21 protein-coding genes are annotated in these 26,447 nt (G+C 73.1%); 12 read left to right on the top strand and 9 right to left on the bottom strand.

Annotated features, from left to right (window positions below; translation table 11 throughout):
- Positions 1-8: 8 nt before the first annotated feature.
- Entirely contained in the window at positions 9-1,418 is a 1,410-nt protein-coding gene (locus CR162_RS17675) for a M20/M25/M40 family metallo-hydrolase (RefSeq protein WP_099096857.1), read from the top strand.
- Between the two features lie 39 nt (positions 1,419-1,457).
- Here CR162_RS17675 and CR162_RS17670 read toward each other — a convergent pair whose 3' ends face one another.
- Together CR162_RS17670 and CR162_RS17665 are read right to left on the bottom strand one after the other, a co-directional pair.
- On the bottom strand, positions 1,458-1,793 hold the full coding sequence (locus CR162_RS17670) for a cupin domain-containing protein (protein WP_245870470.1): 336 nt from the start codon (positions 1,791-1,793) through the stop codon (positions 1,458-1,460).
- A 194-nt stretch (positions 1,794-1,987) separates the two neighbouring features.
- Entirely contained in the window at positions 1,988-2,854 is an 867-nt protein-coding gene (locus CR162_RS17665) for a LysR family transcriptional regulator (protein WP_099096855.1), read from the bottom strand.
- Here CR162_RS17665 and bla point away from each other — a divergent pair.
- Positions 2,748-3,869 (top strand): class A beta-lactamase, encoded by a 1,122-nt coding sequence (gene bla, locus CR162_RS17660; protein ID WP_367604143.1) that lies wholly within the window; start codon positions 2,748-2,750, stop codon positions 3,867-3,869. The two genes, CR162_RS17665 and bla, sit on opposite strands and share 107 nt — an antisense overlap.
- A 46-nt stretch (positions 3,870-3,915) precedes the next feature.
- Here bla and CR162_RS17655 read toward each other — a convergent pair whose 3' ends face one another.
- Together CR162_RS17655 and CR162_RS17650 are read right to left on the bottom strand one after the other, a co-directional pair.
- Positions 3,916-5,094 carry a PP2C family protein-serine/threonine phosphatase gene (locus CR162_RS17655; protein ID WP_245870469.1) on the bottom strand — a complete coding sequence of 393 codons (1,179 nt, stop codon included), beginning with the start codon at positions 5,092-5,094 and terminating at the stop codon, positions 3,916-3,918.
- Complete coding sequence (locus tag CR162_RS17650; protein WP_141563209.1) at positions 5,091-6,692, bottom strand: methyl-accepting chemotaxis protein; 1,602 nt, start codon at positions 6,690-6,692, stop codon at positions 5,091-5,093. The genes CR162_RS17655 and CR162_RS17650 overlap by 4 nt, the downstream gene beginning before the upstream one ends.
- A gap of 343 nt (positions 6,693-7,035) precedes the next feature.
- Between CR162_RS17650 and CR162_RS17645 the strand changes: the two genes are divergently transcribed.
- Positions 7,036-7,743 (top strand): RraA family protein, encoded by a 708-nt coding sequence (locus CR162_RS17645; protein ID WP_099096853.1) that lies wholly within the window; start codon positions 7,036-7,038, stop codon positions 7,741-7,743.
- Positions 7,744-8,098: 355 nt separating this feature from the next.
- Here the strand turns inward: CR162_RS17645 and CR162_RS17640 are convergent, their stop codons facing one another.
- Together CR162_RS17640 and CR162_RS17635 are read right to left on the bottom strand one after the other, a co-directional pair.
- The gene (locus CR162_RS17640; protein WP_099096852.1) at positions 8,099-8,344 is read right to left on the bottom strand and encodes a hypothetical protein; all 246 of its coding nucleotides are present in this window, start codon (positions 8,342-8,344) and stop codon (positions 8,099-8,101) included.
- A 314-nt stretch (positions 8,345-8,658) separates the two neighbouring features.
- Positions 8,659-10,029 carry an SH3 domain-containing protein gene (locus CR162_RS17635; protein ID WP_099096851.1) on the bottom strand — a complete coding sequence of 457 codons (1,371 nt, stop codon included), beginning with the start codon at positions 10,027-10,029 and terminating at the stop codon, positions 8,659-8,661.
- Between the two features lie 1,092 nt (positions 10,030-11,121).
- Between CR162_RS17635 and CR162_RS23150 the strand changes: the two genes are divergently transcribed.
- The 4 genes from CR162_RS23150 (at position 11,122) to CR162_RS17615 (ending at position 17,480) form a co-directional block, all read left to right on the top strand.
- Positions 11,122-12,183 carry a hypothetical protein gene (locus tag CR162_RS23150; RefSeq protein ID WP_099096850.1) on the top strand — a complete coding sequence of 354 codons (1,062 nt, stop codon included), beginning with the start codon at positions 11,122-11,124 and terminating at the stop codon, positions 12,181-12,183.
- Between the two features lie 8 nt (positions 12,184-12,191).
- Positions 12,192-13,733 (top strand): MBOAT family O-acyltransferase, encoded by a 1,542-nt coding sequence (locus tag CR162_RS17625; RefSeq protein ID WP_099096849.1) that lies wholly within the window; start codon positions 12,192-12,194, stop codon positions 13,731-13,733.
- A 65-nt stretch (positions 13,734-13,798) separates the two neighbouring features.
- Positions 13,799-16,021 (top strand): sensor histidine kinase, encoded by a 2,223-nt coding sequence (locus CR162_RS17620; RefSeq protein ID WP_099096848.1) that lies wholly within the window; start codon positions 13,799-13,801, stop codon positions 16,019-16,021.
- A 52-nt stretch (positions 16,022-16,073) separates the two neighbouring features.
- The gene (locus tag CR162_RS17615; RefSeq protein WP_245870468.1) at positions 16,074-17,480 is read left to right on the top strand and encodes an MFS transporter; all 1,407 of its coding nucleotides are present in this window, start codon (positions 16,074-16,076) and stop codon (positions 17,478-17,480) included.
- Between the two features lie 184 nt (positions 17,481-17,664).
- Here CR162_RS17615 and CR162_RS17610 read toward each other — a convergent pair whose 3' ends face one another.
- The 3 genes from CR162_RS17610 to rpsU form a co-directional block, all read right to left on the bottom strand.
- Positions 17,665-20,748, bottom strand: coding sequence for an efflux RND transporter permease subunit (locus tag CR162_RS17610; RefSeq protein ID WP_099096846.1), 3,084 nt, complete (start codon positions 20,746-20,748; stop codon positions 17,665-17,667).
- A 13-nt stretch (positions 20,749-20,761) separates the two neighbouring features.
- The gene (locus CR162_RS17605; protein ID WP_245870467.1) at positions 20,762-21,844 is read right to left on the bottom strand and encodes an efflux RND transporter periplasmic adaptor subunit; all 1,083 of its coding nucleotides are present in this window, start codon (positions 21,842-21,844) and stop codon (positions 20,762-20,764) included.
- A 279-nt stretch (positions 21,845-22,123) separates the two neighbouring features.
- Complete coding sequence (gene rpsU / locus CR162_RS17600; protein ID WP_007006360.1) at positions 22,124-22,327, bottom strand: 30S ribosomal protein S21; 204 nt, start codon at positions 22,325-22,327, stop codon at positions 22,124-22,126.
- Between the two features lie 207 nt (positions 22,328-22,534).
- On the opposite strand from rpsU, the gene def reads away from it, so the two are divergent.
- The 5 genes from def to CR162_RS17575 all read left to right on the top strand — a co-directional run.
- On the top strand, positions 22,535-23,080 hold the full coding sequence (gene def / locus CR162_RS17595; RefSeq protein ID WP_099096844.1) for a peptide deformylase: 546 nt from the start codon (positions 22,535-22,537) through the stop codon (positions 23,078-23,080).
- Positions 23,077-23,793 (top strand): COQ9 family protein, encoded by a 717-nt coding sequence (locus CR162_RS17590; protein WP_141563207.1) that lies wholly within the window; start codon positions 23,077-23,079, stop codon positions 23,791-23,793. The genes def and CR162_RS17590 overlap by 4 nt, the downstream gene beginning before the upstream one ends.
- 189 nt (positions 23,794-23,982) lie before the next feature.
- Positions 23,983-24,438, top strand: a complete 456-nt coding sequence (gene purE, locus CR162_RS17585; RefSeq protein ID WP_099096868.1) for a 5-(carboxyamino)imidazole ribonucleotide mutase — start codon at positions 23,983-23,985, stop codon at positions 24,436-24,438.
- A gap of 71 nt (positions 24,439-24,509) precedes the next feature.
- The gene (locus CR162_RS17580) at positions 24,510-25,568 is read left to right on the top strand and encodes a 5-(carboxyamino)imidazole ribonucleotide synthase (protein WP_408887462.1); all 1,059 of its coding nucleotides are present in this window, start codon (positions 24,510-24,512) and stop codon (positions 25,566-25,568) included.
- A 177-nt stretch (positions 25,569-25,745) separates the two neighbouring features.
- Positions 25,746-26,447 (top strand): outer membrane protein (locus CR162_RS17575; protein WP_141563206.1); only part of this gene is annotated, 702 nt, incomplete at its 3' end.

The following is a 26,447-nucleotide window of genomic DNA, read 5'->3' as shown; positions in this document are numbered from 1 at the left end:
GGCACGGCATGGCAACGCGGGAGGGCGCGCTCGGGCGCGCGGGGCGCTTCTTCGATGAGGGCGGCTTTCAGGACCTGCTGGCGCGGCTCGTCGCGATTCCCTCCACCTCGCAGGAGGCGGAGCACGCGCCGGCGCTGCGCCGCTACCTGGAGGAGGGCATCCGCCCCTGGCTGGAGCGGATGGGCTTCGCCATCAGCCTGCACGAGAATCCCGAACCGGGCTTCGGCCCGATCCTGATGGCCACCCGCATCGAAGACCCCGCCCTGCCGACGGCGCTGCTCTACGGCCATGGCGACACGGTGGCGGGGCTCGACGCGCAATGGTCCGAGGGCCTCAAGCCCTGGGCCCTGACCGACCGCGGCGACCGCTGGTATGGCCGCGGCACCGCCGACAACAAGGGCCAGCACGCGCTGAACCTGGCCGCGCTGGAGGCCGTGCTGGCCGAGCGTGGCGGCCGGCTCGGGGCCAATGTGAAGCTGGTGCTGGAGATGGCCGAGGAGCGCGGCAGCAAGGGGCTGCGCGCCTTCGTCGCCGCCCAGGCCGAGGCGCTGAAGGCCGATGCGCTGATCGCGTCCGACGGGCCGCGCGTCGAGCCCGGCCTGCCCACCATCGCCACCGGCACGCGCGGCACCTGGCATTGCGACCTGGTGGTGAAGCTGCGCGAGGGCGGCGTGCATTCCGGCCATTGGGGCGGCCTGACGACCGACCCGGCGGTGGTGCTGGCGCACGCCCTTTCCACCATCATGGACCGCGACGGCAAGATCCTGGTGCGCGGCTGGCTGCCCCAGGGGGGGGCGCAGGGCGGCGTGCCGGCGGCGGTGCGCGCGGTGCTGGAAGGCTGCCCGGTGGGCGGCGGCGACGGCGCGGCCACCATCGACGAGGGCTGGGGCGAGCCCGGCCTGACGCCGGCCGAGAAGATCTATGGCTGGAACAGCTTCATCGTGCTGGCCATGACCAGCGGCGTGCCGGCCAACCCGGTGAACGCCGTGGCGCCCGATGCCCGTGCCCATTGCCAGATCCGCTACACGGTGGACAGCGACCCTGGCACCTTCGAGGCGGCGCTGCGCGCGCATCTGGACGCGCATGGCCTGCGGCATGTGCGCATCGAGAACGCCTTCGTCCGCATGCCGGCCAGCCGCACCGCGCCGGACCACCCCTGGGTGCGCTGGGCGCAGAACAGCATGGAGCGCAGCCTGGGCGGCCGCGTTCAGATCATCCCCAACAGCAGCGGCGGCCTGCCGGGCGACGTGTTCGTCGACCATCTCGGCGTGCCGCTGGTCTGGGTGCCGCACAGCTACAATGGCTGCAAGCAGCACGGGCCGGACGAGCACCTGCTGAAGGCCCCGGCCCGGGAAGGGCTGCTGGCCTTCGCCGGCCTGTGGTGGGACCTCGGCGAGCCGGGCACGCCCGGCCGCTGAGCCGCGATCAGGCGGGGCGGGGCGCCGCCCCGTCCCCCTTCACGGATGCAGCTCCACATTGCCGGTGTCGCCTTCCGTCTGGTCGACCACCAGCAGGCGCACCGTCTCGGCGCCGATCGTCTCGCCGGAATGCCAGTGGTCGAGCATCTCCACCACCACCTCGCCCGGCCCGTATTCCCAGCTTCGCCCCTCGGGCGTGCTGACGCGCAGCCGCCCCGCCAGCACATAGGCGAAGCGCTGCTGCGGGTGGCGGTGCACCGGCAGACGCGCACCGGGCGGGATCTCGTAGATCGAGGCCGCCAGCACGCCCTCCTTCTGCGGGAAGCGCAGCTTCTGGCCGAGCGCTGTGGTGCCGCCGCGATGGATCTCCGTCACCTTCGGCTTCGGCGCCTCGGCGGGGTGCCCGGCACAGGCCGCGAGGGCCAGGGCGGGCAGGAGGGCGGTGGCCGGCAGCAGGCGGCCGGCGGCCGGCGGCCGGAACGGGCAAGCGCATGGGTTTCCTCCGGGCCGTTCATCGGCCCTGGCGGCGTAGGCTAGGGCGTTTCCCCGCCAGCGTCACCGCTCCCCCTTCAGCCCGCCGCCTGCTCCAGCAGCCAGAACTGGAAGGCGCGCAGCGCCGGCCCCGGCGGGCGGGAGCGCAGCCAGGTGAGCCAGTAGGCGCCGAGCGGCACCTCGGCCGGGAAGGGCCGCGCCAGCCGCCCTTCCCGCAGCTCCCGCGCGAAGAGCCGCAGCGGCAGCAGCGCCACCCCCGCGCCCTGCGCCGCCGCCTCGGCCAGCACCAGCGAGCTGTCCGCCACCAGCCCGCGCGCCGGCGGGCAGGGCAGCTCCTGCGCGGCGAACCAGCGGGCCCATTCATCGGCGCGGTAGGAGCGCAGCAGGGTCTCGGCCGCCAGCTCCTCCGGCCGGCGCAGCCGCGCGGCGATGGCAGGGGCGCAGGCGGCCGAGAAGGGCGCGGCGAAGAGATGCACCGCCTCCGTGCCGTGCCAGGCGCCGTCGCCGAAGCGGATGGCGCAGTCCAGCCCCTCGCCGGCGAGGTCCACCCGGTTGTTGTTGGCCAGCAGCCGCAGGTCGATGAAGGGATGCGCCGCGCGGAAGGCCTCCAGCCGTGGCAGCAGCCAGCCCACCATCAGGCTGCCCACCACCCCCACCGTCAGCACCTCCCGCACCTGCCCCGCCTCGAACCGGTCCAGGCCACGGCCGATGCGGCGGAACCCCTCGGCGATCTCGGGCAGCAGGGCGGCGCCCTCATCGGTCAGCGCCAGGCCGCGCGGCAGTCGGCGGAACAGCGCGACGCCCAAGTTTTCCTCAAGGCCCTTCACCTGATGGCTTATGGCGGCCTGGGTGACATGCAGCTCCAGCCCCGCCCTGGTGAAGCTGAGATGCCGCGCGGAGGCCTCGAAGGCGCGCAGGGCGTTGAGGGGGAGATGGGTTCGCATGCCGCTTCATGCCCAAGTTTTCCTGGGGTGTCGCCTCAGAACTCCCCGTTTGTCGAGAGGGCATGGCGCCGCCACCGTGCCGCCCGCACGGCACAGGAGGACGAGCCATGACGATGCGGCGGAGCATGATGATGGGCCTGGGCGCGGCGGCGCTGTGGGGCGCCATGCCCCGGGGGGCGGCCGGCGCGGCGGAGGACCGGCGGGCGGTGCTGGAAGCGCGGCTCAGGGCGATCGAGGCGGAGACCGGCGGGCGGCTCGGCGTGGCGGTGAGGGACACCGCCGGGGGAGGGCGGGGCGGGATGGGCTGCGCGCCGGCCACCGGGCGGCGGAGCGTTTCCCCATGACCAGCACCTTCAAGCTGCTGGCCGCCGCCGCCGTGCTGCGCCGCGTCGATGCCGGGCAGGAGCGGCTGGACCGCGTGCTGCGCTTCTCCCGCGCCGACCTCGTCACCTATTCGCCGGTGACCGGGCCGCAGGCCGATGGCCCCGGCATGACGCTGGAGGCCCTGTGCGAGGCCATCGTGACGCTGAGCGACAACACCGCCGGCAACCTGGTGCTCGGCACGCTGGGCGGCCCCGCCGGCCTCACCGCCTTCGCGCGGAGCCTGGGCGACACGGTGACGCGGCTGGACAGGCTTGAGACGGCCCTGAACGAGGCCGCCCCCGGCGACCCGCGCGACACCACCAGCCCCGAGGCGATGCTGGGGCTGATCGAGGCGCTGACCGTGGGTGAGGCGCTTTCCGCCGCCTCGCGCGACCGGCTGGTGGGATGGCTGCTGGGCAGCAAAACCGGCGACAACCGCCTGCGCGCGGGCCTGCCCCCAGGCTGGCGCGCGGCCGGGAAGACCGGCAGCGGCGGCCGCAACACCAGCAACGATGTTGGCCTGCTGCTGCCGCCGGATGGCCGGGCGCCGGTCCTGGTGGCGGTCTATCTCACCGGCGCCACGGCTCCCGCCGGGGCGCGGGACGCGGCCATCGCCGAGGTGGCCAGGGCCGTGGTGCGGGCCGTCGGCTGAGGGGGCGGGCCATCCGCTTCTCCCGCCGCCCCGAAGGCAGGGCGCCTCAGAGCTTGCGCAGGCCGAGCAGCGTGATGTCGTCGGCCTGGGGCGCCGCGGCGGCGAAGCCACCGACGGCCGCCAGCACCGCCTCCACCGCCTGCCGCATGGGGGCGGCGGCGTGCGGCGCCAGCGCCTCCAGCATCCGCTCGTGGCCGAAGAAGGCGTCTGCCCCGTCCTCCGCCTCGGTCACGCCGTCGCTGTAGAGCAGCAGCCCCTCGCCGGGGGCGAGGCCGAGCGGGTCGCTGGCATAGGGGAAGCCCTCCAGCACCCCCATGGCGGGCTGCCGGGCCAGGCCGGCGAGCGGCTGGATGCCGGCGGCGGAAAGGCGCAGGGGCGGCTCGTGCCCCGCCACGCAGATCCGCCCGCGCCCGCTTGCCGGGTCGATCACGGCGAGGGCGAGGGTGACGAAGGTCTGCTCCTCATTGCCGCGCGCGAGGTCGTCATTGGCGCGGGCGACGATGGCGGCCGGGTCGGGCACCGCGCCGGCGGCCGAGAGCAGCAGGGCCGTGGCGCGGATCAGCCCGAGGCTGCGCGCCATGGTCAGCCCCGCCGGCGCGCCCTTGCCGGACACGTCCCCCACCGCCACCAGCAACGCGCCGCAGGGCAGGGCGCGGGCGTCGTAGAGATCGCCGCCCACCTGCCGCGCCGGCACCATGGCGGCCCAGAGGTCGAGCCCGGCGGGGGCGATGGCGCCGAAATCGCGCGGCACCAGGGAAAGCTGCGCGGCACGGGCGCTTTCCAGCTCCGCCTCCAGCTGGGCCAGGCGCTGCTCGGCCAGGCCGCGCAGCCGCTTCTTCTCCAGCACCGCGCCGAGGCGGGCGCGCAGCAGGGGCGGATCGAAGGACTTCGGCAGGAAGTCCTCGGCGCCCAGCTCGATGCAGCGGACGATCTTCTCCATCTCCGTCAGCGCCGAGATGACGATGACGGGCGGCGCCGTTCCGCGCTCGGCATGCAGCCGCTCCAGCACGCCCAGCCCGTCGAGGTTGGGCATCTCCAGGTCGAGCAGCACCAGGTCGAAGCGCTGCCGGGCGATGGCCGCCAGGCCCTGCGCGCCATCCTCCGCCATGGCGACGTTGCCATAGCCCAGCGCCTGCAGCCGGCGTTGCAGCATCAGCCGGTTGAAGGGGCTGTCATCGACCACCAGCAGCGCCACCTCGGCGCCGCCCGCCGGCTCGCCGCTCACGCGCCGCGCCCCGCCATGCTTTCCACCGCGCTGCGCGTTTCCGAGGCGAGCTTCGCCAGGTCGATCATCGTCACGGTGATCTCCTCCGCCGCCGTGGCGTTGGACTGGCCGATGCGGGCCAGCGTGTCCAGGCGCGCATCGAGCTCGGCGACCGTCGCCTGCTGCTGCTCCATGGCCACGGCGATGACGCCGGAAAGCCGGGCGCTTTCGGCCACGATGTGCTCCAGCGTGTCCATGTCCTCCCCCACGGCGGCGGCGGTGCCGCTGCCCTCGCGGGTGCGCCGGCCGGCCACGAGCACCACGTCGGCGATCTCCTGCGCGAGCTGCTCGCTGCTGACGGCGAGGGCGCGCACCTCCTCGGCCACCACGGCGAGGCCGCGGCCATGCTCGCCCGCGCGCGCCGCCTCGATCGCGGCGTTGATCGCCAGGATGTTGGTCTGGGTCGCGATCTTCGAGATGGTGGTGGCGATCCGCGTCACCCGCTCGGTGTCGTCGCCCACCGCGTCCACCAGCCCGATCAGGCTGCGCACCTTGGCCAGGTTGGCCTCCAGCAGCGCCTTGGCGTCCTGCGCGCGGTCGTTGGAGAGGGCGGTGGTGCGCACCACCTCGCCGATCGCCTCCCGTGTCTGGGACAGCGCCTCGCCCACCTGGCGCAGCTCGGTGAGCTGGGTCAGCGCGCCATCGCTCACCTGCCCGATCGCATCCGAGGCCTGGGTGGTGGCGATGGCGGTGCGGCGCGCGTTCTCCGCCGCCTGCCCGGTCAGGCGCTGCGTGGCCAGCAGGCTTTCCTTGAACACCACCACGGCCCGCGCCATGTCGCCGAGCTGGTCGGCGCGCCCGGTTTCCGGCACCTCCGCCTCCAGCCGGCCATGCGAGAGCGCGTCCATGGCGCCGGCGATGCGGGTGACGGGGCGCGCGATCAGCCGCACCAGCACCACCAGCACCAGCGCGCTGACGGCAAGGCCCGCGATGCCCGTGGCCAGCACCACGCGCCGCGCCTGCGCCGCCAGCGCCTGCGCCTCCTCCACGCTGCGCGCGTCGCGGTCCTGCACCAGCACCCGGGCGGCCTGCGCGACGCGGCCATAGGTGGTCATGTGGTCCAGCCATTCCTCGTGCAGCGGCCCGAGCGGCTCGCCTTCGGGGCTGAGCAGCGCCTCGCGGATGCGCGCCATCAGCGCCGGCAGGCGGTCCCGCATGTCGCGCCCGCCGCCCATCAGGGCGGGGTCCAGCTCCTGCCCCAGCAGCGTGTCCACCTGGCCGAAGCTGCGCAGGACCTGCCGGCCCGCTTCCTCCAGGCGCGGCGCCGCCTCGGTGGTGCGCAGCACGCCGGCCAGCACGCTGGCGAAGCGGGCGGAGAACTCCGCCACGTCCTGCGAGAGCGCGTCCACCGCCGCGTCCACCTGCCGGTCCCCGACGCCGATCCGCTCGATGAGCGCGGCCTGGCGCTGGCCGGTGAACAGGGCGGTGCCGCTGAGCAGCAGCACCACGGCCAGCACCAGGGCGGCGATGACCATGGCGCGCGCGCCGATGCGGCCGAACCAGATGGACACCCGGTCGGGGCCGGAGGTGCCGCCGCGCACCGTCCATTTCGGCTGCAACTCGGGTGGCTGCGCATCGGATGGCGGGGCGGGGGGCGGCTGGAACGGGGAGGGCTGAAAGGCGGGAGGTCGCAAGGGGGCCGGCGCGCGGCCGGCAGGAGATGGTGGCGTCGCGGCCGGCCGGCTGGCGTCCATGCGTGTCCCGGGGCGTGAGATGCGTTGGTCGGAGGAATGGCGGAGGCGGGTTGCTGGGAGCGACACGCTAGCCTTTCGCGCCACCGGCCGCCAAGCGGCGCGCCAGCAATATCGGCCCGCGGCGCGCGGCCAGGGAGCGGGCCGGCACGAGGTTTGACCCGGCGGCGGCGCGGGGCGAAGCTCGGCCGCGAAGCCGGGGAGGAAACACATGGCCGAATATCCGTTCACCGCCGCCGATCTCGAGGCGCTGCGGGCCTGGGACACGCCCACCATCTGCAACGCGCTGGAACTGGTGGTGCCGCAGCGGCGCGGCCATGGCTACACGGTGCGGCCCCTGGTGCCGGCCGATGTGACGCTGCGGCCGATCTGCGGCCTGGCGCGCACCGGCACGATTCGCGCCGCCGCTCCCTCCGGCCGCCCGGCCGAGCTGGACCACGCCGTGCGCACCGGCTGGTACGAATACGTGGCCGAGGCGGCGATGCCCACGGTGGTGGTGCTGCAGGACCTGGACGACACGCCGGGCTTCGGCGCCTTCTGGGGCGAGGTGCATTCCGCCGTGCACAAGGCGCTGGGCGCGCAGGGCTGCGTCACCAACGGCTCCTTCCGCGACATCGACGCGCTGGCGCCGGAGTTCCAGATCCTGGGCGGGGTGGTCAATCCGAGCCATGCCTATGTCCACATGGTCGCCTACGGCCAGGACGTGTCGGTCCATGGCATGGCCTGCGCGCATGACGCCGTGGTGCATGCCGACCGGCATGGCGCGGTGGTCATCCCGCATGAGGCGGTGCGCCAGATCCTTCCCGCCATCGAGCTCGGCGCCCGGCGGGAGAAGGTGATCCTCGACCTTTGCCAATCCGGCGACTTCTCGGTGGCGAAGCTGCGGGAGGCGCTGGCGCGGTCGAAGGAGATCCACTGAGCCAAGCCCGGCTTCCGCCGCCCCAGCGGGGTGCTGCTCGCCGCCGGGGCGGTGGCGCTGGCCGCACCGCCGATGAACCATGGCCGCGTGCTCGCGCGGCTGGAGCGGGCGGATGGCGAGCGGTGGGGATGCGTGGCGGAGCGGAGTCCGGCAGGCCGGCCGGCGCGGGTGCAAAGCGACCCCCGGTGGGGGCGGCGGCGCCACTGCCCGGCGAGGGGGGTGGCGCTTCACGTTGCGCCCCTTGTGCGGGGGCGCTTCCGCCGTGCCGGGCAGGGCCGGCATGGCGGCGGGCTGGCTGAGCCCTTCCGCCTGCCGCTGAGCGGGCGCGGCGGCGGAAGCCTGTCTTCCCCTGGGCTTACTCGGCCGGCTGCACCAGGCGCAGCAGCCGGGTGTCGTCGCTGTCGTCGTCCATCTCGATCTCCTCCTCGGCCGGGGCGCAGCCGAGGGCCATCAGCCGTTCGGCCGCGTCCACCTCCATCAGCGCTTCCAGGATGGTGGATCGGCTGGGTGCCGGGCGCTCCTGCAGCGCGTCCAACAGCAGCGCCTGAGCTGCCTGGATGCGCAGATGCGCCAGAGTCTGGGGGTGCTCCATGTCGATCATGTTCGGAACGCCTATTGGGGGGGAGGATGCGAATTCATCTTATGCGGGATTTCAGACGAGGCGCATGCTCCGTTCACGCTTAACACCACTTGTTGATGCGCAAGCGTTACGCTCTCTTACAAAGAAAAAGTCGGCGTGAGCCTGGCCATAATCCTGCACGGCTCAAACGCTGCTTTTGCGCCGCAGCAATTCAACGGATCGCGAGCGTGGCCGATTCTGTAGTGCAGACGAGGCTTCTTCTTCTCGTTTTCGTGATGCTGTTCTCCAGGACGCATTAAGAATCGGGCTCCTCCCTTCCGATCCTGGCCATCGCCTCACTCCAGCAGGGTGCCGTAGATCCAGCCCAGCTCCGTGCCGTTCAGCAGGAAGACGTGCTGCCAGCCGAACTCCTCCCCCGCGATGCGGAGCACGGTGCCGGCCGCCACCGTGCGCACCACGGAAGCCCCGCTCGAGGGCGCGCTGCGCACGTTGGAATCCACGCGGACCCGCGCCACCCGTCCCGAGATGGCGATATCCGGCGATGCCGTGGGGGCAGGAGGCGCAGTGGCCGCTGTCGGCTCGGGCGCCGCGGGTGGCGGCAGGGGCAGGGGCGGCGCCAGATCGACCGTGGGCAGGGGCGGCAGTTCCGCCGGGGCAGCCGCCGTGGAGGACGGGCCGGCGGACGCGGAGGGCGCTGTGGCGGCCGGTGGCGCATAGGCCCTGGCCGGCGGGGCGGAAGATGGCCCGCTGGAAGATGGCCCACCGGAAGATGGCCCACCGGAAGATGGCGCTGCGGAGGGCGGCACCCGGCCGGCGGGCGCATCCGGCGCCTCCTGCTGCGGCAGCGCCAGGTTGACCAGGAACCAGGCCCCAGCCAGGGCCGGTACGATGCCGAGCCAGGCCCAGCGCATTCCCCCGCGCCGGCGGGACCGTGCCATGGCGGCCGCGGCCGGAAGGGCGGGGGCGTCCAGGGCAGCGCTTGCGGCAGGGCCGGTGACGGGACCCGCGCCGGAACCTGCGGCGTGGCTCGCCGCGGCGGCGGTGAAGGGCGCCGCCAGCCTCGGCGCGATGCGGCCGGCCAGGGCACGGGGCGGCGGGCCGGAGGCTGCGGCCGGCGTGCCGAGCTGCCGGTAGGGGTGGAGGCTGCGATAGGGCCGCTCCGACATCACCTCCAGATAGTTGCGGTAGGCCGCGACAAAGGCGCCGCCCAGCGCCACATTGCTCACGGCGATGGACTTCTCCAGCCCCTCGCCGCTGATGTCGATGCGCATGTATTGCGCCAGCGGCCGGCCATTCTCGTAGCCGACGATCTCGGCATCGCCGGAGGGCGTGTTCTCGACGAAGCGGAAGGTGCCGACATCCATGGCCAGGCGGGTGGCGTCCATCACCCGCTCGCTGCCCTGGAAGCGGCCGGGCAGGAACTCCCAGAAGCCCACCCCCATCAGCAGCACGGTGCTCTCATCCTCGCCCAGCCCATGCTCCGGGCGCGTGGTGACGGTCAGGTGGCGCGGCTGCTGGCGGGGGGTGCCGCCGGCATCCGGCCGTGTCACCACCTCGAACACCATGCCGGCCTTGGCGAGATCGGCGGCGGTGCGGACGAACTGCCGGTAGGCCTCGCGCAGGCCCGGCCGTTCCAGATAGGCGCGCGCATCCTGCAGCAGCGCGACGCGCTCCTCGTCCGGCGCGTCCTGGCTCCCGGGCGGCATTCCCGCGCCGGCCATGGCGGGTGGCCGGGCGGGAGAGGGAGCAGGGGCGGCGGCTGGCAGATCGGGGAGCTGGCGTGGAGCGGGAACGCTGATTGCCGGCTTGCCCGCCGCCGGGCCGCCCTTTGCCGGGCGGTCCCCCATCGGGCCGGGTGCCACGCGGCCGGGCGCCATGGGGCCGGGTGTTGCCGGACCTGCTGCCGCCGGACCTGAAGCTGCGGGGCCTGAAGCTGCGGGGCCTGAAGCTGCGGGGCCTGAAGTCGTGGCGCCCGGGTTTGCCGGGTGGGAGCGGGCGGCACCGGAAGCCGGGCCTGGCGCCACCGGGACACGCAGGAAAGGCTGCAGCCGGTCGCCCTGTGCGAGATCCGCCGTGTCGGGGGAAGTGTGGAGGCGGGGTGACATGGACCTGAACCTCGCACAGCACGAGGCGGGGTCAAGTCGTTAAGCCAGAACCAAAGAGGAACAAGGGGCTCTGGTGGGTCACGTTTGAGAGCAAGCGGCTGGGGGACAAGGAAAAATCGCCAGGCCCGCCAGTTGCCGGAAAGCCGAGGCAGGAGATTTCAAGCCCACTCCTTGTTTGCTCTCTGGTTGATAAGCGGCAAACAGAAAACGATCCGAGGTGTCTTCTTGAGCAATCCTGCAACGTGCTGATGAAATGCGGAACTGCCTGGCAAGACGTGGCTGGTGCCGACGAGGGACACCCGCTTCAGGCGAGGGGCGGGAGCAAGAGAGCATCTCTATTTTGATACGCTCTCGTATTTCTGAACAGTTGCGTAGCCCATGCGGCGTGGTCGGGTTTGAACCGCAGGTGGATTACATGTTAGGAAAAAGTCATGAACGGCTCGTGCTCCCCGCACGGCGCGATCATGACGATCACGCCGCCATAATCCTCCGCGCTGGCCCGCGGTGCCGGGTCCGCCGTCGTGTTCGCCTCCGGGGCAGCCCCTGTCCGCCCGCGAGCGACCGATGCGCGTTCCCGCATGAGCCAGGGCCGCCGCCAGGCCGCAGGGTCTGAGCAACCGCTTCTGATTCTCCCGATCCATGTTCCCCCACGCGGCCCGCCCGGCAGGCCGCGCGCGATGAGGAATGGCCGCCTTGCCGAACGAAGCCTCCCCTGACCCGAGGAGCGCCCTCGCTCCCGCTCCGGCCTCCGCCGCCAGCCCCCACCCGCCGCCACCGGATGAAGGGCGGCATGGCCCGGAGGAGAACCGCGCCGCCCGCCGCTTCCTGCTGACGGTGCTGGCGCTGATCCTGGCCGGCGCCGGCATGCTGGCCGGCGGGCACATGGCGCTGGCCGCCATGGGCCGCCTGCCCGATCCGCCGCTGACCGCCACCTGGTGCATCGACGAGAAGCTGGCCGCGCTGCGCGAGGTGGCGCTGGAGGACCGCACCCTGCTCGCCGTCGGCTCCTCCGCCACCTGGCGGAACCTCGACATGCCGCTGGTCGCCGCGCGGACGGGAAGCACGCGCGTCTACAACGCCGCGCCCTGCTACCTGCACATCGACCAGACCGCCTTCCTCACCGACTTCCTGCTGGAGCGCGCGCCGGGGGTGGAGACGGTGCTGGCGGTGCTGGCGCCGCGCGACTTCGAGGCCTGCCCGGCGGACGCCACCGCCTTCTTCGACACCGCCCTGGCCGATGCCTACATCTCCGGCCTGGTGCCTTCCTGGCTGCCCTACGTCACCGGCTTCCGGCCGCTCTACCTGGCGCGCGCGGCGGCGGGCTCGCTGGACGGCGCGCCGCTGCCGCCCGAGGCGGTGGCGGAGGACGGGCTCGGCTCCAGCATCCTGCGCAAGCCGCATCTCTGGCGCCCCGCCCCGAGCTTCGACGAGCACTGCTATGCGGGCCTCGCCGCGCTGGAGCGCGTGGTGACCGCGCGCGGCGCGCGGCTGGTGCTGGCCACCCTGCCGGTGATGCCGGAATGGCGCGAACGCTTCGACCCCGATGGCCGGCTGGTCGAGCACTGGATGCGCCGCATGCGCGAGACGCTGCGCGAGCCGGACACGCTCCTGGTCGATGGCCGGGCGCTGGCCTGGGAGGACGGGCGCTTCGCCGACCCCGTGCACCTGCGCTACCCCCACCACACCGCCTTCACCGACCTGATCCTGCGCGCCATGGACGCGCCCCCTCCGCCCGGGCCGCAGGCGGGAGGCTGAGCGGAACCATGCTGTTCAACTCGCATGTCTTCGTGCTGGCCTTCCTGCCCATCACCATGCTGGGCTTCTTCCTGCTCGGCCGGCTGCAATCCACCCGGGCAGCCAGGGTCTGGCTCGTCGCCGCCTCGCTGATCTTCTATGGCTGGTGGAGCTGGCTCTATCTCGGCCTGCTGCTGCTCTCGATGCTCGCCAACTACGCCGCGGGCAACGCCATCCTCTCGGCGCGCGAGGCCGCGCCGGGGCGCGCCCGGGCGCTGGTGGCGGGGGGCGTCGCCGCCAACGTGGCGCTGCTCGGCTGGTACAAATACGCCGCCTTCGTGGCCGACAACGTCACGGCCCTCACCGGCATCGAGTTCGCCGTCAGCGGCGTGGTGCTGCCGCTGGCCATCTCCTTCTACACCTTCCTCCAGATCGCCTATCTGGTCGATTGCGGGCGCGGCCGGGCGGAGCGCTACAGCTTCCTCGACTACGTGCTGTTCGTGTCCTTCTTCCCGCACCTGATCGCGGGCCCGATCGTCCATCACCACGAGCTGATCCCGCAATTCCGGCAGCGCGGGAACTTCCGCTTCCGCCCGCCGGAGGTGGCGGCGGGCGTGGCCTTCTTCGCCATCGGGCTGATGAAGAAGCTGCTGATCGCCGATCCGGTGGGGGCGCTCGCCACGCCGGTCTTCGCCGGGGCCGCCACGGCCGCGCCGGGCCTGCTGGAAGCCTGGACCGCCGCCGCCGCCTTCTCGGTCGGCCTCTACTACGATTTCTCCGCCTATTCCGACATGGCCATCGGACTGGCGCGGATGTTCGGCATCCGCTTCCCCTACAACTTCAACGCGCCCTACAAGGCCCGCTCGATCATCGACTTCTGGCGCCGCTGGCACATGACCCTGTCGCGCTTCCTGCGCGACTACGTCTACATCCCGCTGGGCGGCAACCGGCGCGGCGCGGCGCGGCGGCACATGAACCTGATGGCCACCATGCTGCTCGGCGGGCTGTGGCACGGCGCCGGCTGGACCTTCGTGATCTGGGGCGGGCTGCACGGCTTCTACCTGCTCGTCAACCATGCCTGGAACGGCGCCGTGGCGCGCGCCGCCGCGCAGGGGCGGGACATCCGCCTGGGCGCGGGGCCGGCTCGGGCGCTGACCCTTCTGGCCGTCGTGGTGGCCTGGGTGTTCTTCGCCGCCCCCAGCCTGGCCTCGGCGCTGGCGGTGCTGGGCGGCATGGCCGGGCTGAACGGGCTGGCGCGGCCGGAAACGGCGCTGCTGCTGGCCACCGCCCTGCAAGGGCCGCGCGCGCTGGCCGAGACGATCGGCGGCATGGCGATGCTGAACGGGGCGATCAGCCTCGGCATGCTGGGCCTGGCGCTGCCGATCATCGCCTTCGCGCCCAATTCGCAGCAGATCGTCGACGGGCGCGCGGCCGAGATCGACGAGCCGCGCCGCTGGCCGCGGCTGCGGTTCCGCCCGCGCCTCGCCTCCGCCTGCGCCACCGCCGCGGCCTTCCTCATCGCCCTGGCGCTGATGGCGGACGTGAAGGAGTTCGTCTACTTTCAGTTCTGACGGCGCGCGGCCCGGTTCCGGCCGCCCGCCCGGCTGGGCGGCGAGCGGGCTGGAAACGAGGCGGGATGAGGCAGGGAAAGGGGCGGCGTGGCGCGCAAGGGGCATCCACCGCTCCCCCGCCGCCAGGGGGGCGGCAGATCGGCCTGCGCAGCCTCCTGGCGCTGTTCTTCGGCCTGATCGGCCTGTTCGCCGCCGGAACCGCGAGCCTTGTCGCCTCGCAGGGCGTCTATTCCCAGCTCCGCGACGACGCGGGCGCCGAGCTTGCCGCCGCCGCCGAGCGGGTCGCCGACCTGCTGGACCGCGGCCTGTTCGAGCGCATGCGCGACATCGCCATCGCCGCCTCCTCCGACACGCTGCGCCAGCCCGGCATCGGCCTCCAGGACCGCCGGGCGGTGCTGCGGCGCGTGCAGGAAACCTATCCCGACTACGCCATCCTGCTGCAGATCGGCCCCGATGGCCGCGTGCTGGCGACCGATAGCGGGCTGCTGGAAGGCATCGACGTCTCGCAGCGGACCTACTTCCAGGAGGGCCGCTGGGGGCCGTTCCTGGGCGAGGTGCATGACGCGCTGCTGATGGCCCCCCTCATGGGCAGCCCGCCCGGGGAGCCGCCGCGCGTGCTGGACCTCGCCGCCCCGATCCTGGGGCGGGAGGGGCAGTTCCTCGGCGTGCTGGCCGCGCATCTTTCCGCCGAATGGGTGGAGGGCATCGAGCGCAGCGTGATGCGGCCCCTGACGCGGCGCCATCCGGGCAGCCAGGCGCTGCTGCTGGACCGGGACGGGCGGATGGTGGCCGGGCCCCGCGCCCAGCTCGGCCAGCACCCGGCGGTGCTGCGGGAGGAGGCGCTGCGGGGGGAGATCCGGCAGGCCTTGCGCGGCGGCCCCGGCAGCCGTCTCGTTTCCCTGCCCGATGGCGAGCGCCTGGTGGGCTTCGCGCCGCTCAACGGGCACCGCGACGTGCCCGGCCTCGGCTGGTCCGTGCTGGTGGTGCTCGATGCCGGAACGGCCTTCGCCCCCGCCGAGGCGCTGCGCTGGCGCTTGCTGGGCATCGGCCTGGCGGCGGCGCTGCTGGCGGCGCTGCTGGGCCGGGCGGTGGCGGGCCGCATCGCCCGGCCGCTGGAGCGGCTTTCCCGCGCGGCGCCCGGGCTGCACGAGCAGGCCGAGGCCGTGCTGCCCCCCGCCGGCCCGCTGCCAGAGCTGGCGGCGCTGCGCCGTGCCCTGGCCACGCTGCACCGCTCCCTGCGCGAGCGCGAGCGCGACCTGCGGGAAAGCGAGGCGCGGCTGCGGGCGGTGCTGGAGCAGATGCCGGTGGGCGTCTTCCTGGCCGAGCGGCCATCGGGGCGGCTGGTCTTCCAGAACGCGCGCGCGGCGGAGATCATGGGCCGGCCGATGCGCCCCGCCACGGGCGTGGCCGATTACGTCCACCATGGCGGCCAGTATCCGGACGGCACGCCGCTGCGGGCGGAGGACCACCCGCTGGCCCGCGCGGTGCGGGACGACACGCGGGTGCAGCACGCCACGATGCCCTTCCGCCGGGCCGATGGCGCGGTGATCTGGCTGGCGATCAGCGCCGGGCCGGTGCGCGTGGGCGATGGCGCCGCGGCCCTGGCCGTCTGTGCCTTCGACGACGTGACCGAGATGCGGGCCGCGGCCGAGCGCCAGCGGCTGCTGGCGCAGGAGGTGGACCACCGCGCCCGCAACGCGCTGGCGGTGGTGCAGGCCACGCTGCGCCTTTCCCGCGCCGAGACGCTGCCAAGCTTCGTGCAGGCGCTGGAGGGGCGGGTGGCGGCACTGTCCCGCGCGCAGAGCCGGCTGGCCGCCTCCGCCTGGAAGGGCATGGAGCTGGGCGAGCTGCTGCGGGAGGAGATCGGCGCTGCGGCACGCGGCATTCCCGGCGTGGCGGAGCGGCTGGACCTGCTCGGGCCGCGGCTGGTGCTGGCGGCCGAGGCGGCCCAGCCCGTTTCCCTGATGATCCACGAGCTGACCGGCAACGCCCTGCAGCACGGCGCCCTGTCGCGGCCCGGCGGGCGGATCACGGTGGAATGGCGGATCGACGCCGCGCAGGGCCTGCTGCGGCTGCGCTGGCAGGAGCTGCGCGGCCTGCCGCCCCCGGCGGATGAGGGGGCGGGCATGGCCACGCCCAGGCGCGGCTTCGGCCTGCGGATGATCGAGGCGACGCTGGGCAACCAGCTGGGCGGCCGCCACCAGTTCGAGTGGGGCGGGGAGGGGCTGGTGCTTTCCGCCTGGCTGCCGCTGGCGCGCATCCTTTCGCGGGAGGCGGTTCCGGCCTGAGGATGCGGGGCTCCCCATGGCCCTCCGTCCGCCCCGGCCCTAGCCTTGCGCCGTGCCCGACGAATCGAAGCTCCCCGACCCGCGCGTGATGGCCGCCATCGTGGCCAGCGCCCTGTTCATGCAGAACCTGGACAGCACGGTGGTGGCCACCGCCCTGCCGGCCATGGCGCGCTCCCTGGGCGAGCCGCCCGTCACCATGGGCGTCGCCATCACCACCTATCTGGTGGCGCTCACCGTGTTCATCCCGCTGAGCGGCTGGGTGGCGGACCGCTTCGGCGCCAAGCAGGTGTTCATGGCGGCCATCGCCACCTTCACCGTGGCCTCGGCCTTCTGCGGCCTGGCCGGCAACCTGGCCGAGATGGTGGCGGCGCGCGCGTTGCAGGGGCTGGGCGGCGCCATGATGGTGCCGGTGGGGCGGCTGCTGCTGCTGCGCCGGGTGCGCAAGGAGGAGCTGCTCTCCGTCACCACCTGGCTGACCATGCCCGGGCTGCTCGGGCCGCTGCTGGGCCCGCCCGTGGGCGGGCTGCTGACCGACCTGATCTCCTGGCGCGCGGTGTTCTGGATCAACATCCCCGTGGGCGTGCTGGGCCTGCTGCTGGTCTGGCGCCTGATCCCCGCCCTGCCGCCCAGCCTGCCGCCGCCGCCCGACCTGCGCGGCCTGACCCTGGTGGGCCTCGCCCTGGCGGTGCTGATGGCGGCCTTCGAGACGCTGGGGCGCTGCCTGCTGCCGCGTGGCGTGCCGGAGGCGCTGCTGGCCGCCGGCCTCGCCCTGGCGGCGGTGGCGGTGTGGCACTGCCGGCGCACGCCGAACCCGGCGCTGGATTTCAGCCTGCTCAGCATCCCGAGCTTCCGCGCGCCGCACACGGCGGGGCTGGTGTTCCGCATCGGTGCCGGCGCGGTGCCGTTCCTGGTGCCGCTGACGCTGCAGCTCGGCTTCGGCGCCAGCGCGGCGGAAAGCGGCATGGTCAGCTTCGCCACGGCGCTGGGCGCCTTCGCCATGAAGCCCATGGCGCAGTTCGCGCTGCGCCGCTTCGGCTTCCGCAACGTGATGATCTGGAACGCCGTCTGCGCCGCGCTGACGGTGGCGGCCTGCGCCGCCTTCCGCCCCGGCTGGCCGATGGCGGCGGTGTTCGTGGTGCTGCTGCTGGGCGGGCTGTTCCGCAGCCTGCATTTCACCACGCTGAACACCCTGGCCTATGCCGACGTGCCACAGGAGAAGCTGTCCGCCGCCACCAGCCTCTACAGCACGGCGCAGCAATTGCCGCTGGCGCTGGGCGTGGTGGTGGCCTCCGCCTCGCTCCAGGCCAGCATGGCCCTGGCCGGGCGCGAGGCCGCGGCCATGCCGGACTTCACGGCGGCCTTCCTGGTCGGCGCGCTGTTCACCCTGCTGGCCGCGCCGCTCTCGATCAGCCTGCCCAAGGATGCGGGGGAGGGGATCGTGTCGGGGCGGCGGCGCTGAAGGCGTCGGGCCGCGTGCAGTCCCCGCAATGGGGCGGCGACACCGTCATCGACCTCGGCGAGGGCGACGTGCTGACGATCCGGTGGGTCAACGCGGCCCAGCTCAACGAGGGCGACTTCCTCTTCGGCTGAGGCGGCGAACGGCGGGGGGAAGGAGGGGGTGGCCGTGCCGCCCCCTTCTTTTCCTACTCCGCCGCCTGCGGCAACGCCGCCTCGCCCCGGCTGAAGCGCCGCGCCAGCCCCTCGAAGGCGAGATACAGCACCGGCGTCACGAACAGCGTCAGCGCCTGGGACACGGCGAGGCCGCCCACCACGGCCAGGCCCAGCGGCTGGCGCAGCTCGGCGGCGGCGCCCCAGCCGGCGGCGATGGGCACGGCGCCGGCGGCGGCGGCCAGCGTCGTCATCATGATCGGGCGGAAGCGGATGATGCTGGCCTCGCGCACCGCGGTCAGCGGGTCCTCGCCGGCGCGTTGCCGGGCCAGCGCCACGTCCACCACCATGATGGCGTTCTTCTTCACCAGCCCGATCAGCAGCAGCACGCCGATCACCGCGATCACCGAAAGGTCCAGCCCGAACAGCCACAGCGTGGCCAGCGCGCCGAGCGCCGCCGGCGGCAGGCCGGACAGGATGGTGAGCGGGTGGACGAGGCTCTCATAGAGCACGCCGAGCACCACATACATGATCAGCACGGCGGCCAGTAGCAGCATGCCCTGGCCGGCCAGCGCCTGCTGGAAGATCTGCGCCGTGCCGGCATAGCCGGTGACGATGGTGGGCGGCAGGCCCATCTCCCGCTCCACCTGCGCGATGGCCTGGGTGGCCTGCCCCAGCGCCACGCCGGGCGGCGTGTTGAAGCCGATGGTGACGGCGGGAAGCTGGCCCTGATGCGCCACGGTGAGCGGGCCCACGCGCCGCTCGATGCGGGCGATGCCGGCCAGCGGCACCAGCCGCCCGTTGCTGCTGCGGAGATAGATCTTGGACAGGCCGCTCTCGTCCCGCTGGTCGCGCGGCAGTGCCTCCAGGATGACCGAGTAGCTGTCGGACGCGCCGAAGATGGTGCTGATCTGCCGCGCGCCATAGGCGGAGTAGAGCGCCTGCCGCACCTGGTCCACGGTGACGCCGAGCGCCGCCGCGCGGTCGCGGTCCACGTTCACCGACAGGATGGGCGCGGCCATCTGCATGTCGGTGCTGACATCCTGCAGCTCGGGCAGGCGGCGCAGCGCGGCCGCCATGCGCTCGGACCAGTCATACAGCTCCTCCGAGCGCAGCCCCTGCAGCGTGTACTGGTAGAGGGTACGGGAGGAGCGGGCGCCGAAGTTCAGGTTCTGGATCGGGTTGAAATAGACCCGCATGCCGGGGAGGCCGCCGGTCTGCCGGCGCAGCTCCTGGATGAGCTCGCCGACCGGCGCCCGCTCGGCGCGCGGCTTGAGCTGCACGAACATGCGGCCCTGGTTCAGCGCCTGGCTGTTGCCGCCGATGCCGACGATGGAGTTCACCAGCTCCACCGAGGGGTGGGCGCGGATGATCTCGGCCACGCGGGCCTGCCGCGTCGCCATGTCGTCGAAGGAGGCGTCCTGCGGGCCCTCGGTGCTGACGCTGAGCAGGCCGGTGTCCTCGACGGGGAAGAAGCCCTTCGGGATGGTCACGGCCAGCCAGACGGACAGGCCAATGGAGGCCAGGAAGGTGAGCCACACCACCGGGCGGAAGCGCAGCGACTTGTCCAGCATCCAGCCATAGCCGCGCTCCACCGCCTGGAAGCCGCGCTCCAGCGCGGCATCGAAGCGGCTGGGCCTGCCATGGGCGGGCAGGCGGCTGGCCATCAGCGGCGTGAGCGTCAGGGAAACCACGCAGGAGACGATGACGGCGAGCGACACCGTGGCGGCGAAGGCATTGAACACCCGCCCCACCACGCCGCCCATCAGCAGGATGGGCAGGAACACCGCGATCAGCGACAGGGTGATGGAGATGATGGTGAAGCCGATCTCCTTCGCGCCGCGGATGGCGGCGGGAAGGGGCTTCATGCCCTCCTCCATGTGCCGGACGATGGCCTCCAGCATGACGATGGCGTCGTCCACCACCAGCCCCACGGCGAGCGTCAGGCCGAGGAGGGTGATGTTGTCGATGCCGTAGCCCAGCGCGTACATCAGCCCGAAGGTGCCGGCGAGCGAGATGGGCACGGCGATGCCCGGGATCAGCGTGGCGGTGAACTTCCGCAGGAACAGGAAGATCACCAGCACCACCAGCCCCACCGCGATCATCAGGTGGTGCTGCACGTCGTGCACCGCGTCGCGGATCGAGACGGAGCGGTCCAGCATCACCATGATCTCGGCGCCCGGCGGCAGCGCGGCCTGGAGCGCGGGCAGGGCGGCCTTCACCCCGTCCACCACCTCCACCGTGTTGGCGTCCGGCTGGCGCTGCACGGCCAGCGTCAGGCCGCGCGTGCCGTTCATCCAGGCGGCGATGCGGTTGTTCTCCACCCCGTCCTCGACGGTGGCCACGTCCTGCACGCGGATCGGCGCGTTGGGCCGGCCGCCGATGATCAGGCGGCCGAATTCCTGGGCGTCCTGGAGCTGGTCGTTGGCGCGCAGCGTGAGCTGCTGGCGCGGGCCGTTCAGCGTGCCCACGGGGGTGTTGCTGTTGGCCGCCGCGATGGCCCGCTGCGCCTCGTCGAAGCCAAGCCCCAGCGACGCCACCCGGTCCGGGTCAAGCTGCACCCGCACGGCGTATTTCTGCTCGCCATAGGTGATGACCTGCGCCACGCCCGGGATGCGCGAGAGGGCGGGGGCGATCAGCACCGCCGCCACCTCGTTCAGCCGGTAGAGCGGCACGTCGCCGCCGCGCAGGTTCAGCAGCACCACCGGCGCGTCGGCCGGGTTGGACTTGCGGAAGGAGGGCGGCGTCGTCATCTCGGCCGGCAGGCGCCGCTGGGCGCGGGAGAGCGCCGACTGCACGTCGAGCGCGGCGGCGTCGATGCTGCGGCCGAGCACGAATTGCAGGGTGATCTGGGTGGTGCCCTGGCCGCTGGTGGACGACATCTGGTCGATGCCGGCGATGGTGGAGAATTCCCGCTCCAGCGGCAGCGCCACCGAGTTGGCCATGGTTTCCGGGCTGGCGCCGGGCAGGGTGGCGCTGACCGAGATGACGGGGAAGTCCACCCGCGGCACGGCGGCAACGGGAAGCTGCAGATAGGCCACGATGCCGGCGATCACCGCCGCCACGGCCAGCAGCCCGGTCATCACGGGGCGGCGGATGCAAAGCTCGGAAAGGTGCATCGTGGCGTTGCCTTCAGCTTTGCGGAGGGCGGGGCGGGGCGGCGGCGCGGCCGGGGCGCTCGGCCACCCGGGCACCGTCCGACAGGAGCTGGGTGCCCTCGATCACCACTTTGTCCCCGGCGGCGATCTCGGCCTCCAGCACGGCGCGGCCGCCGACCACCCGCCGCATGGTAACGCCGTGCCGGCGGGCGCGGTTCTCGGCGTCCACCACATAGACGTAGCGGCTGCCCTCGCTGCCGGTCTGCACCGCCTGGACGGGCACGCTCAGCGCGTCGGGCTCGACGCGGGGCACCAGCACGACATTGACGTACTGCCCGGGCCACAGGACGTTCTCGGGATTGGCGAAGCGCGCCTTGAGCTGCACCGTGCCCGAGGTGGTGTCCACCTGGCTGTCCACGAACACCAGCGCGCCGCGCACCGGCGGGTGGCGGTCCCCGGGCGGATGGGCGGTGACGGGCGGCGCGCCCTGGGCCATCGCCGCCTTGACCTCGGGCAGCCAGCGCTCCGGCACCGCGAACTGCACCTGGATGGGATCGGTCTGGGTGATGGTGGCAAGCGGCGTGCTGTCCCCGGCGCGCACCAGGTTGCCCTCCGTGATGGGCAGGGCGCCGAGGCGGCCATCCAGCTCGGCGCGGATGGTGGCGTAGTCCAGGGTGAGGCGGGTCTGGGAGATCAGCGCCTCCATGGCCCGCACCGTCGCCTCGGCGGCGGCGGCATCGGCCTGGGCCTGCTCCAGGCGCTGGGCGGCGGCGAAGCCCTCGCCGCGCAGGGCGGCGTAGCGCGTGGCATCGGCGCGGGCGCGCACGGCCAGCGCCTTGTCGCGCGCGAGCTGCGCCTCCTGCTGGGCGAGCTGCGCCTGGGCCATGCGGGAGTCGAGGGTGAACAGCACCTGGCCGCGCTCCACCCGCTGCCCCTCCCGCACATGCACCTTCTGGATCTGCCCATCCACCCGGCTGCGGACCGAGACCGTGGCCTCCGCCGCCACATTTCCGTTGGCGGCGATCTCCAGCGGCACGGGCCCGCGCTCGGCGGGGCTGACCACCACCGGAATGGCGGGAGGGCCGGCCGGCACCTGGGCCGTGGCCGGAAGCGTCATGGCAAGGGCCGCCAGCCCGGCGCTGAACGCGCCCGCCAGCAGGGGAAGAAGCGAACGCGATGGCTGCATGGGCCGGAACGGTAAAGCGGATGTGCGCTGGCGCAAAGCATCCGTTACGGATGGCGGCCGCGATTCGGCACAAAAACGAAACCCGCCCGGCCTGGGGCCGGGCGGGCTCATGTCTCGTGGCGAAACGGTGGGCCCATCCGGGCCGGCCGCTTCGGAACAGGGCCCCTTGGCAGCCTCCGGCGGGGGAGGCGTGCCGTCAGGGCAGGGGGCTCAGAAGCCCTCGCGCTCCAGGCGCTTGCGCTCCACCTTGCGGGCGCGGCGAACGGCCTCAGCGGCCTCGCGAGCACGGCGCTCGGAGGGCTTCTCGTAGTGGCGGCGCAGCTTCATCTCGCGGAAGACGCCTTCGCGCTGCAGCTTCTTCTTGAGGGCCTTGAGGGCCTGATCGATATTGTTGTCCCGAACGACGACCTGCACGCTGTGCGGTATCCTCTATGAACAGGCCTGGCCGGCACTCCGGACGAACCAGGTCGTGTGAAAACGAAAGCACGAAGCGCCGGGCAAACCGCGCCCGTGCCTTCCTGCAAGGTTCGCGGCGTTTAGCACGGGCCGTGCGCGGATTGAAAGCCCTTCCCGCCGCAGCCCTGCCTCCCAATTCTAGGAGACACGCAACGGAGACCGCGCATGGCCATCCTGAAAATCGCCCGCATGGGCCACCCCGTGCTGCTGCGCGCCGCCGAGCCGGTGGCCGATCCGACCGATCCGGAGATACGCCGCCTGGTGCAGGACATGGCCGAAACCATGCTGGATGCCGGCGGCCTCGGCCTCGCCGCGCCGCAGGTGCATGTTTCCTCCCGCATTTTCGTCTGGCGTAACGGCGACAGCGTGGCCGCGCTGATCAACCCCGAGATCGAGCTGCTGACCCCGCCGGACCAGCGGGCCTGGGAGGGCTGCCTGTCCATTCCGGGCCTGCGCGGCAATGTGGAGCGTGCCGCGCGCGTCGCCTTCCGCGGGCTCGACATCGAGGGCGACTCGGTGGAGGGCGAGGCGGAGGGCATGCTCGCCCGCGTCATGCAGCATGAATACGACCACCTGAACGGCGTGCTCTACCCGATGCGCATGAGCGACCTCGGCCTGTTCGGCTTCACCGACGAGCTGAGCCGCGCCGCCGTGGCGCAGCATGCCGCCGCGGCGGCGGCGGCCCAGGCCGAGGAGGCCGCCGCGCGATGAGCCTGGAGCGCAGTGCCGAGCGCGACGCCGCCCTGGCGGCGATGCTGCCGCATGTGCCGCGGCTGGGCTGGGGGGTGCCCGCCCTGCGCGCCGGCCTCGCCGCCACCGGCGGCAACCCGGATGCCGCCGCCTGGCTGTTTCCGCGCGGCGCCGTCGGCATGGTGGAGGCCTGGGCCGACCTCGCGGACCGCGAAATGGCCGCCCGGGCCGCGGCACGGAACATCGGCGCGCTCCGCGTCCCGCAGCGCATCCGCGCGCTGATCGCGCTGCGGCTGGAGCAGCAGGCGCCGCACAAGGAGGCGGTGCGCCGCGCCCTGGCGCTGCTGGCGCTGCCCTGGAACGCGCCCGCCGCCGCCCGCGCCACCGCCCGCACAGTGGACGCCATGTGGCTCGCCGCGGGCGACAGCTCGGCCGACATCTCCTTCTACACCCGCCGCGCCACCCTGGCGGGCGTGTTCGCCGCCACCCTGGCTTTCTGGATGCAGGACCCGGACCCCGAGATGGAGGCCACCCTGGCCTTCCTCGACCGCCGGCTGGAGGATGTCGCCCGCCTCAACCGCCCGCGCCGCAAGCCTCCCGGCCCTGGCAATCCCGGCCCTGGCAATCCCAGCCCTGGCAATCCCAGCCCTGGCAATCCCGGCCCTGGCAATTCCGGTTCGGGCGGTGCCGGCCTGAACGGCGCCGGCCTGGGCGATCCCCATCCCGCCGCCTGAGCGGGCGGCGGCGCGCCGGGAACCTCCCGCGCCCCGGAGGTTTCCGGCCCGCGGCGCTTCGGGGCGCGGCGGCGCGTTTTGCGGTGGACATTCCGCCCCTGTCGCGGCACAGCCCGGCGCCTGGTCTCTACTGCCGCAGGATCCCCTTCCGTGACCCAATCCCCTCCCGCGCCGCTGGTCGGCATCATCATGGGCAGCCGTTCGGACTGGGAGACGATGCGCCACGCGGCGGAAACGCTGGAACGGCTCGGCATCGCGCACGAGACGCGGGTGGTCTCCGCCCACCGCACGCCGCAGCGCCTCTATGACTACGCGACCGGCGCCGCCCCGCGCGGCCTGCGCGCGATCATCGCGGGGGCGGGGGGGGCCGCGCACCTGCCCGGCATGGCGGCGGCGATGACGCGGCTGCCGGTGCTGGGCGTGCCGGTGGAAAGCCACGCGCTGAAGGGCATGGACAGCCTGCTCTCCATCGTCCAGATGCCGGCGGGCGTGCCGGTCGGCACCCTGGCCATCGGCCGGGCGGGCGCGGTGAACGCGGCGCTGCTGGCCGCCGCCATGCTGGCCACCACGGACGAGGCCCTGGCCACGCGGCTGGACACGTTCCGCGCCGAGCAGACGGCCAGCGTGGCGGAGGAGCCGGCGTGAGCCGCGAAACGCGCTTTCCCCTGCCGCCCAACGCCACCATCGGCATCCTGGGCGGCGGGCAGCTCGGCCGCATGTCGGCGCTGGCCGCGGCCGAGCTGGGCTATCGCTGCCACGTCTACGCCCCCGATGCCGGCAGCCCCGGCATGCAGGTGGCCGCCGCCCACACCGTGGCCGGCTACGAGGATGCCGAGGCGCTGGCCGCCTTCGCCGCCGCCGTCGATGTGGTGACCTTCGAGTTCGAGAACGTGCCGGCGCGCACGCTGGAGATCCTGGAGCCGCTGGTGCCCTGCCGCCCGGGGCGCAAGGCGCTGGCCGTGTGCCAGGACCGGTTGCAGGAGAAGGCCTTCCTGGAAGCCGCCGGCGTGCCCGTGGCGCCCTGGCGCGCTGTCCACAGCCTGGAGGATCTGGAGACGGCGATCGGCGCCATCGGCCTGCCGGCGGTGCTGAAGACGACGCGGCTCGGCTATGACGGGCGTGGCCAGGCGGTGATCCGCGCGCCGGAGGAGGCGGCCGCCGCCTTCACCCGGCTGGAGCCGAAGCCGCTGATCCTGGAAGCCTTCGTCCCCTTCACCCAGGAGATCTCGGCGGTGGCCGCGCGCGGCGCCGATGGCGCGACAGCCGTCTATGACGCGGTTGAGAATCATCACCGCCACCACATCCTCGACCTGTCCTTCGCCCCCGCCCGTATTCCGCAAGTTGTGGCCGAGTCGGCGCGTCGGCACGCGGCGCGCGTTGCGGAGGCGCTGGAGCTGGTGGGCGTTCTGGCGGTGGAGTTCTTCCTGCTGCCGGATGGCCGCCTGCTGGGCAACGAGATCGCCCCGCGCCCGCACAATTCCGGCCACTGGACGATGGACGCCTGCCAGTCCAGCCAGTTCCACCAGCACATGCGGGCCGTGGCCGGCCTGCCGCTGGGCAGCCCGCGCCGCCATTCGGACGCGGTGATGCGCAACCTCGTGGGGCCGGAAGGCATGGCCAGGCTGGCCCCGCTGCTCGGCTGCCCGGACGTTTCCGTGCATCTCTACGGCAAGGCATCCGCCCGGGAAGGGCGCAAGATGGGCCATGCCAACCGGCTTTTCCCGGCCGGGACGCTGGCGGCGGCAACGGACGAGGCTCTGCTCTCGGGCCTGTGACCAAAATGCCCACCCTCTCTGTGTCTCTGCTGCCACAGCGTGACGGAAACTCCGGAGCCCGTGCTGCACAGCGGCGATGGGAATGCTAATTGATGCCTCACGCGGCGCCGGACTCGAGGGATGACCTTCGCGGATGAGCGCAGCGAGCATGCCTCTGGTGGATCGAGGAGAATTCTAATGAGCCTCAAAAAGGCGCTTCTGGCCGCGACCGTTCTGGCGCTGCCGCTCGCGGCTCAGGCGCAGCCTGTCACGGGCGTGTATGTCGGTGCCGGCGCTGGCTACAACTACCTGCAGGACTCGGACATCTCCGTTTCCGGCGCTGGCGCCCTGGGCACCGCCCGTGGCCCCTCCCGCAAGCTGGACGGCGAGTTCGACAACGGCTTCGGCGGCGTGATCAGCCTGGGCTACGGCTTCGGCAACGGCGTGCGCGTCGAGCTCGAGGGCAACTACCGCGAGAACGACGTCGACACCCTGTCGACCGTTGGCGGCCCGCTGCCCGGCATCGGCGGCACCGTCCGCAGCTACGGCGCGATGGCCAACGCGTTCTACGACTTCAACATCGGCCTGCCGGTCGTTCCCTACATCGGCGCCGGCGCCGGTTACGTGTGGCACGACTACGACACCGTCCGTAGCCGCGGCAACGCCGGCAACGCCGGGCTGAACAGCGTGACGATCGATGACGACGAGGGCAAGTTCGCCTTCCAGGGCATCGTCGGCGCCGCCTTCCCGATCGCCGCCGTCCCCGGCCTGGCGCTCACCGCCGAGTACCGCTTCCTCGGCACGCTGCAGCCCGAGATGACCGCCGTGTCCCGCTCGGCGACCGGCGCCGTGAGCCGCGCCAAGGTCGAGGTGGACAACTACAACCACTCCGCCTTCATC

It is taken from the genome of Teichococcus rhizosphaerae, from assembly GCF_002631185.1.
Classification (GTDB): Bacteria; Pseudomonadota; Alphaproteobacteria; order Acetobacterales; family Acetobacteraceae; genus Pseudoroseomonas; species Pseudoroseomonas rhizosphaerae.
The sequence above is the reverse complement of the archived record's forward strand: the minus strand, read 5'-3'. Positions and strand labels throughout refer to the sequence as shown.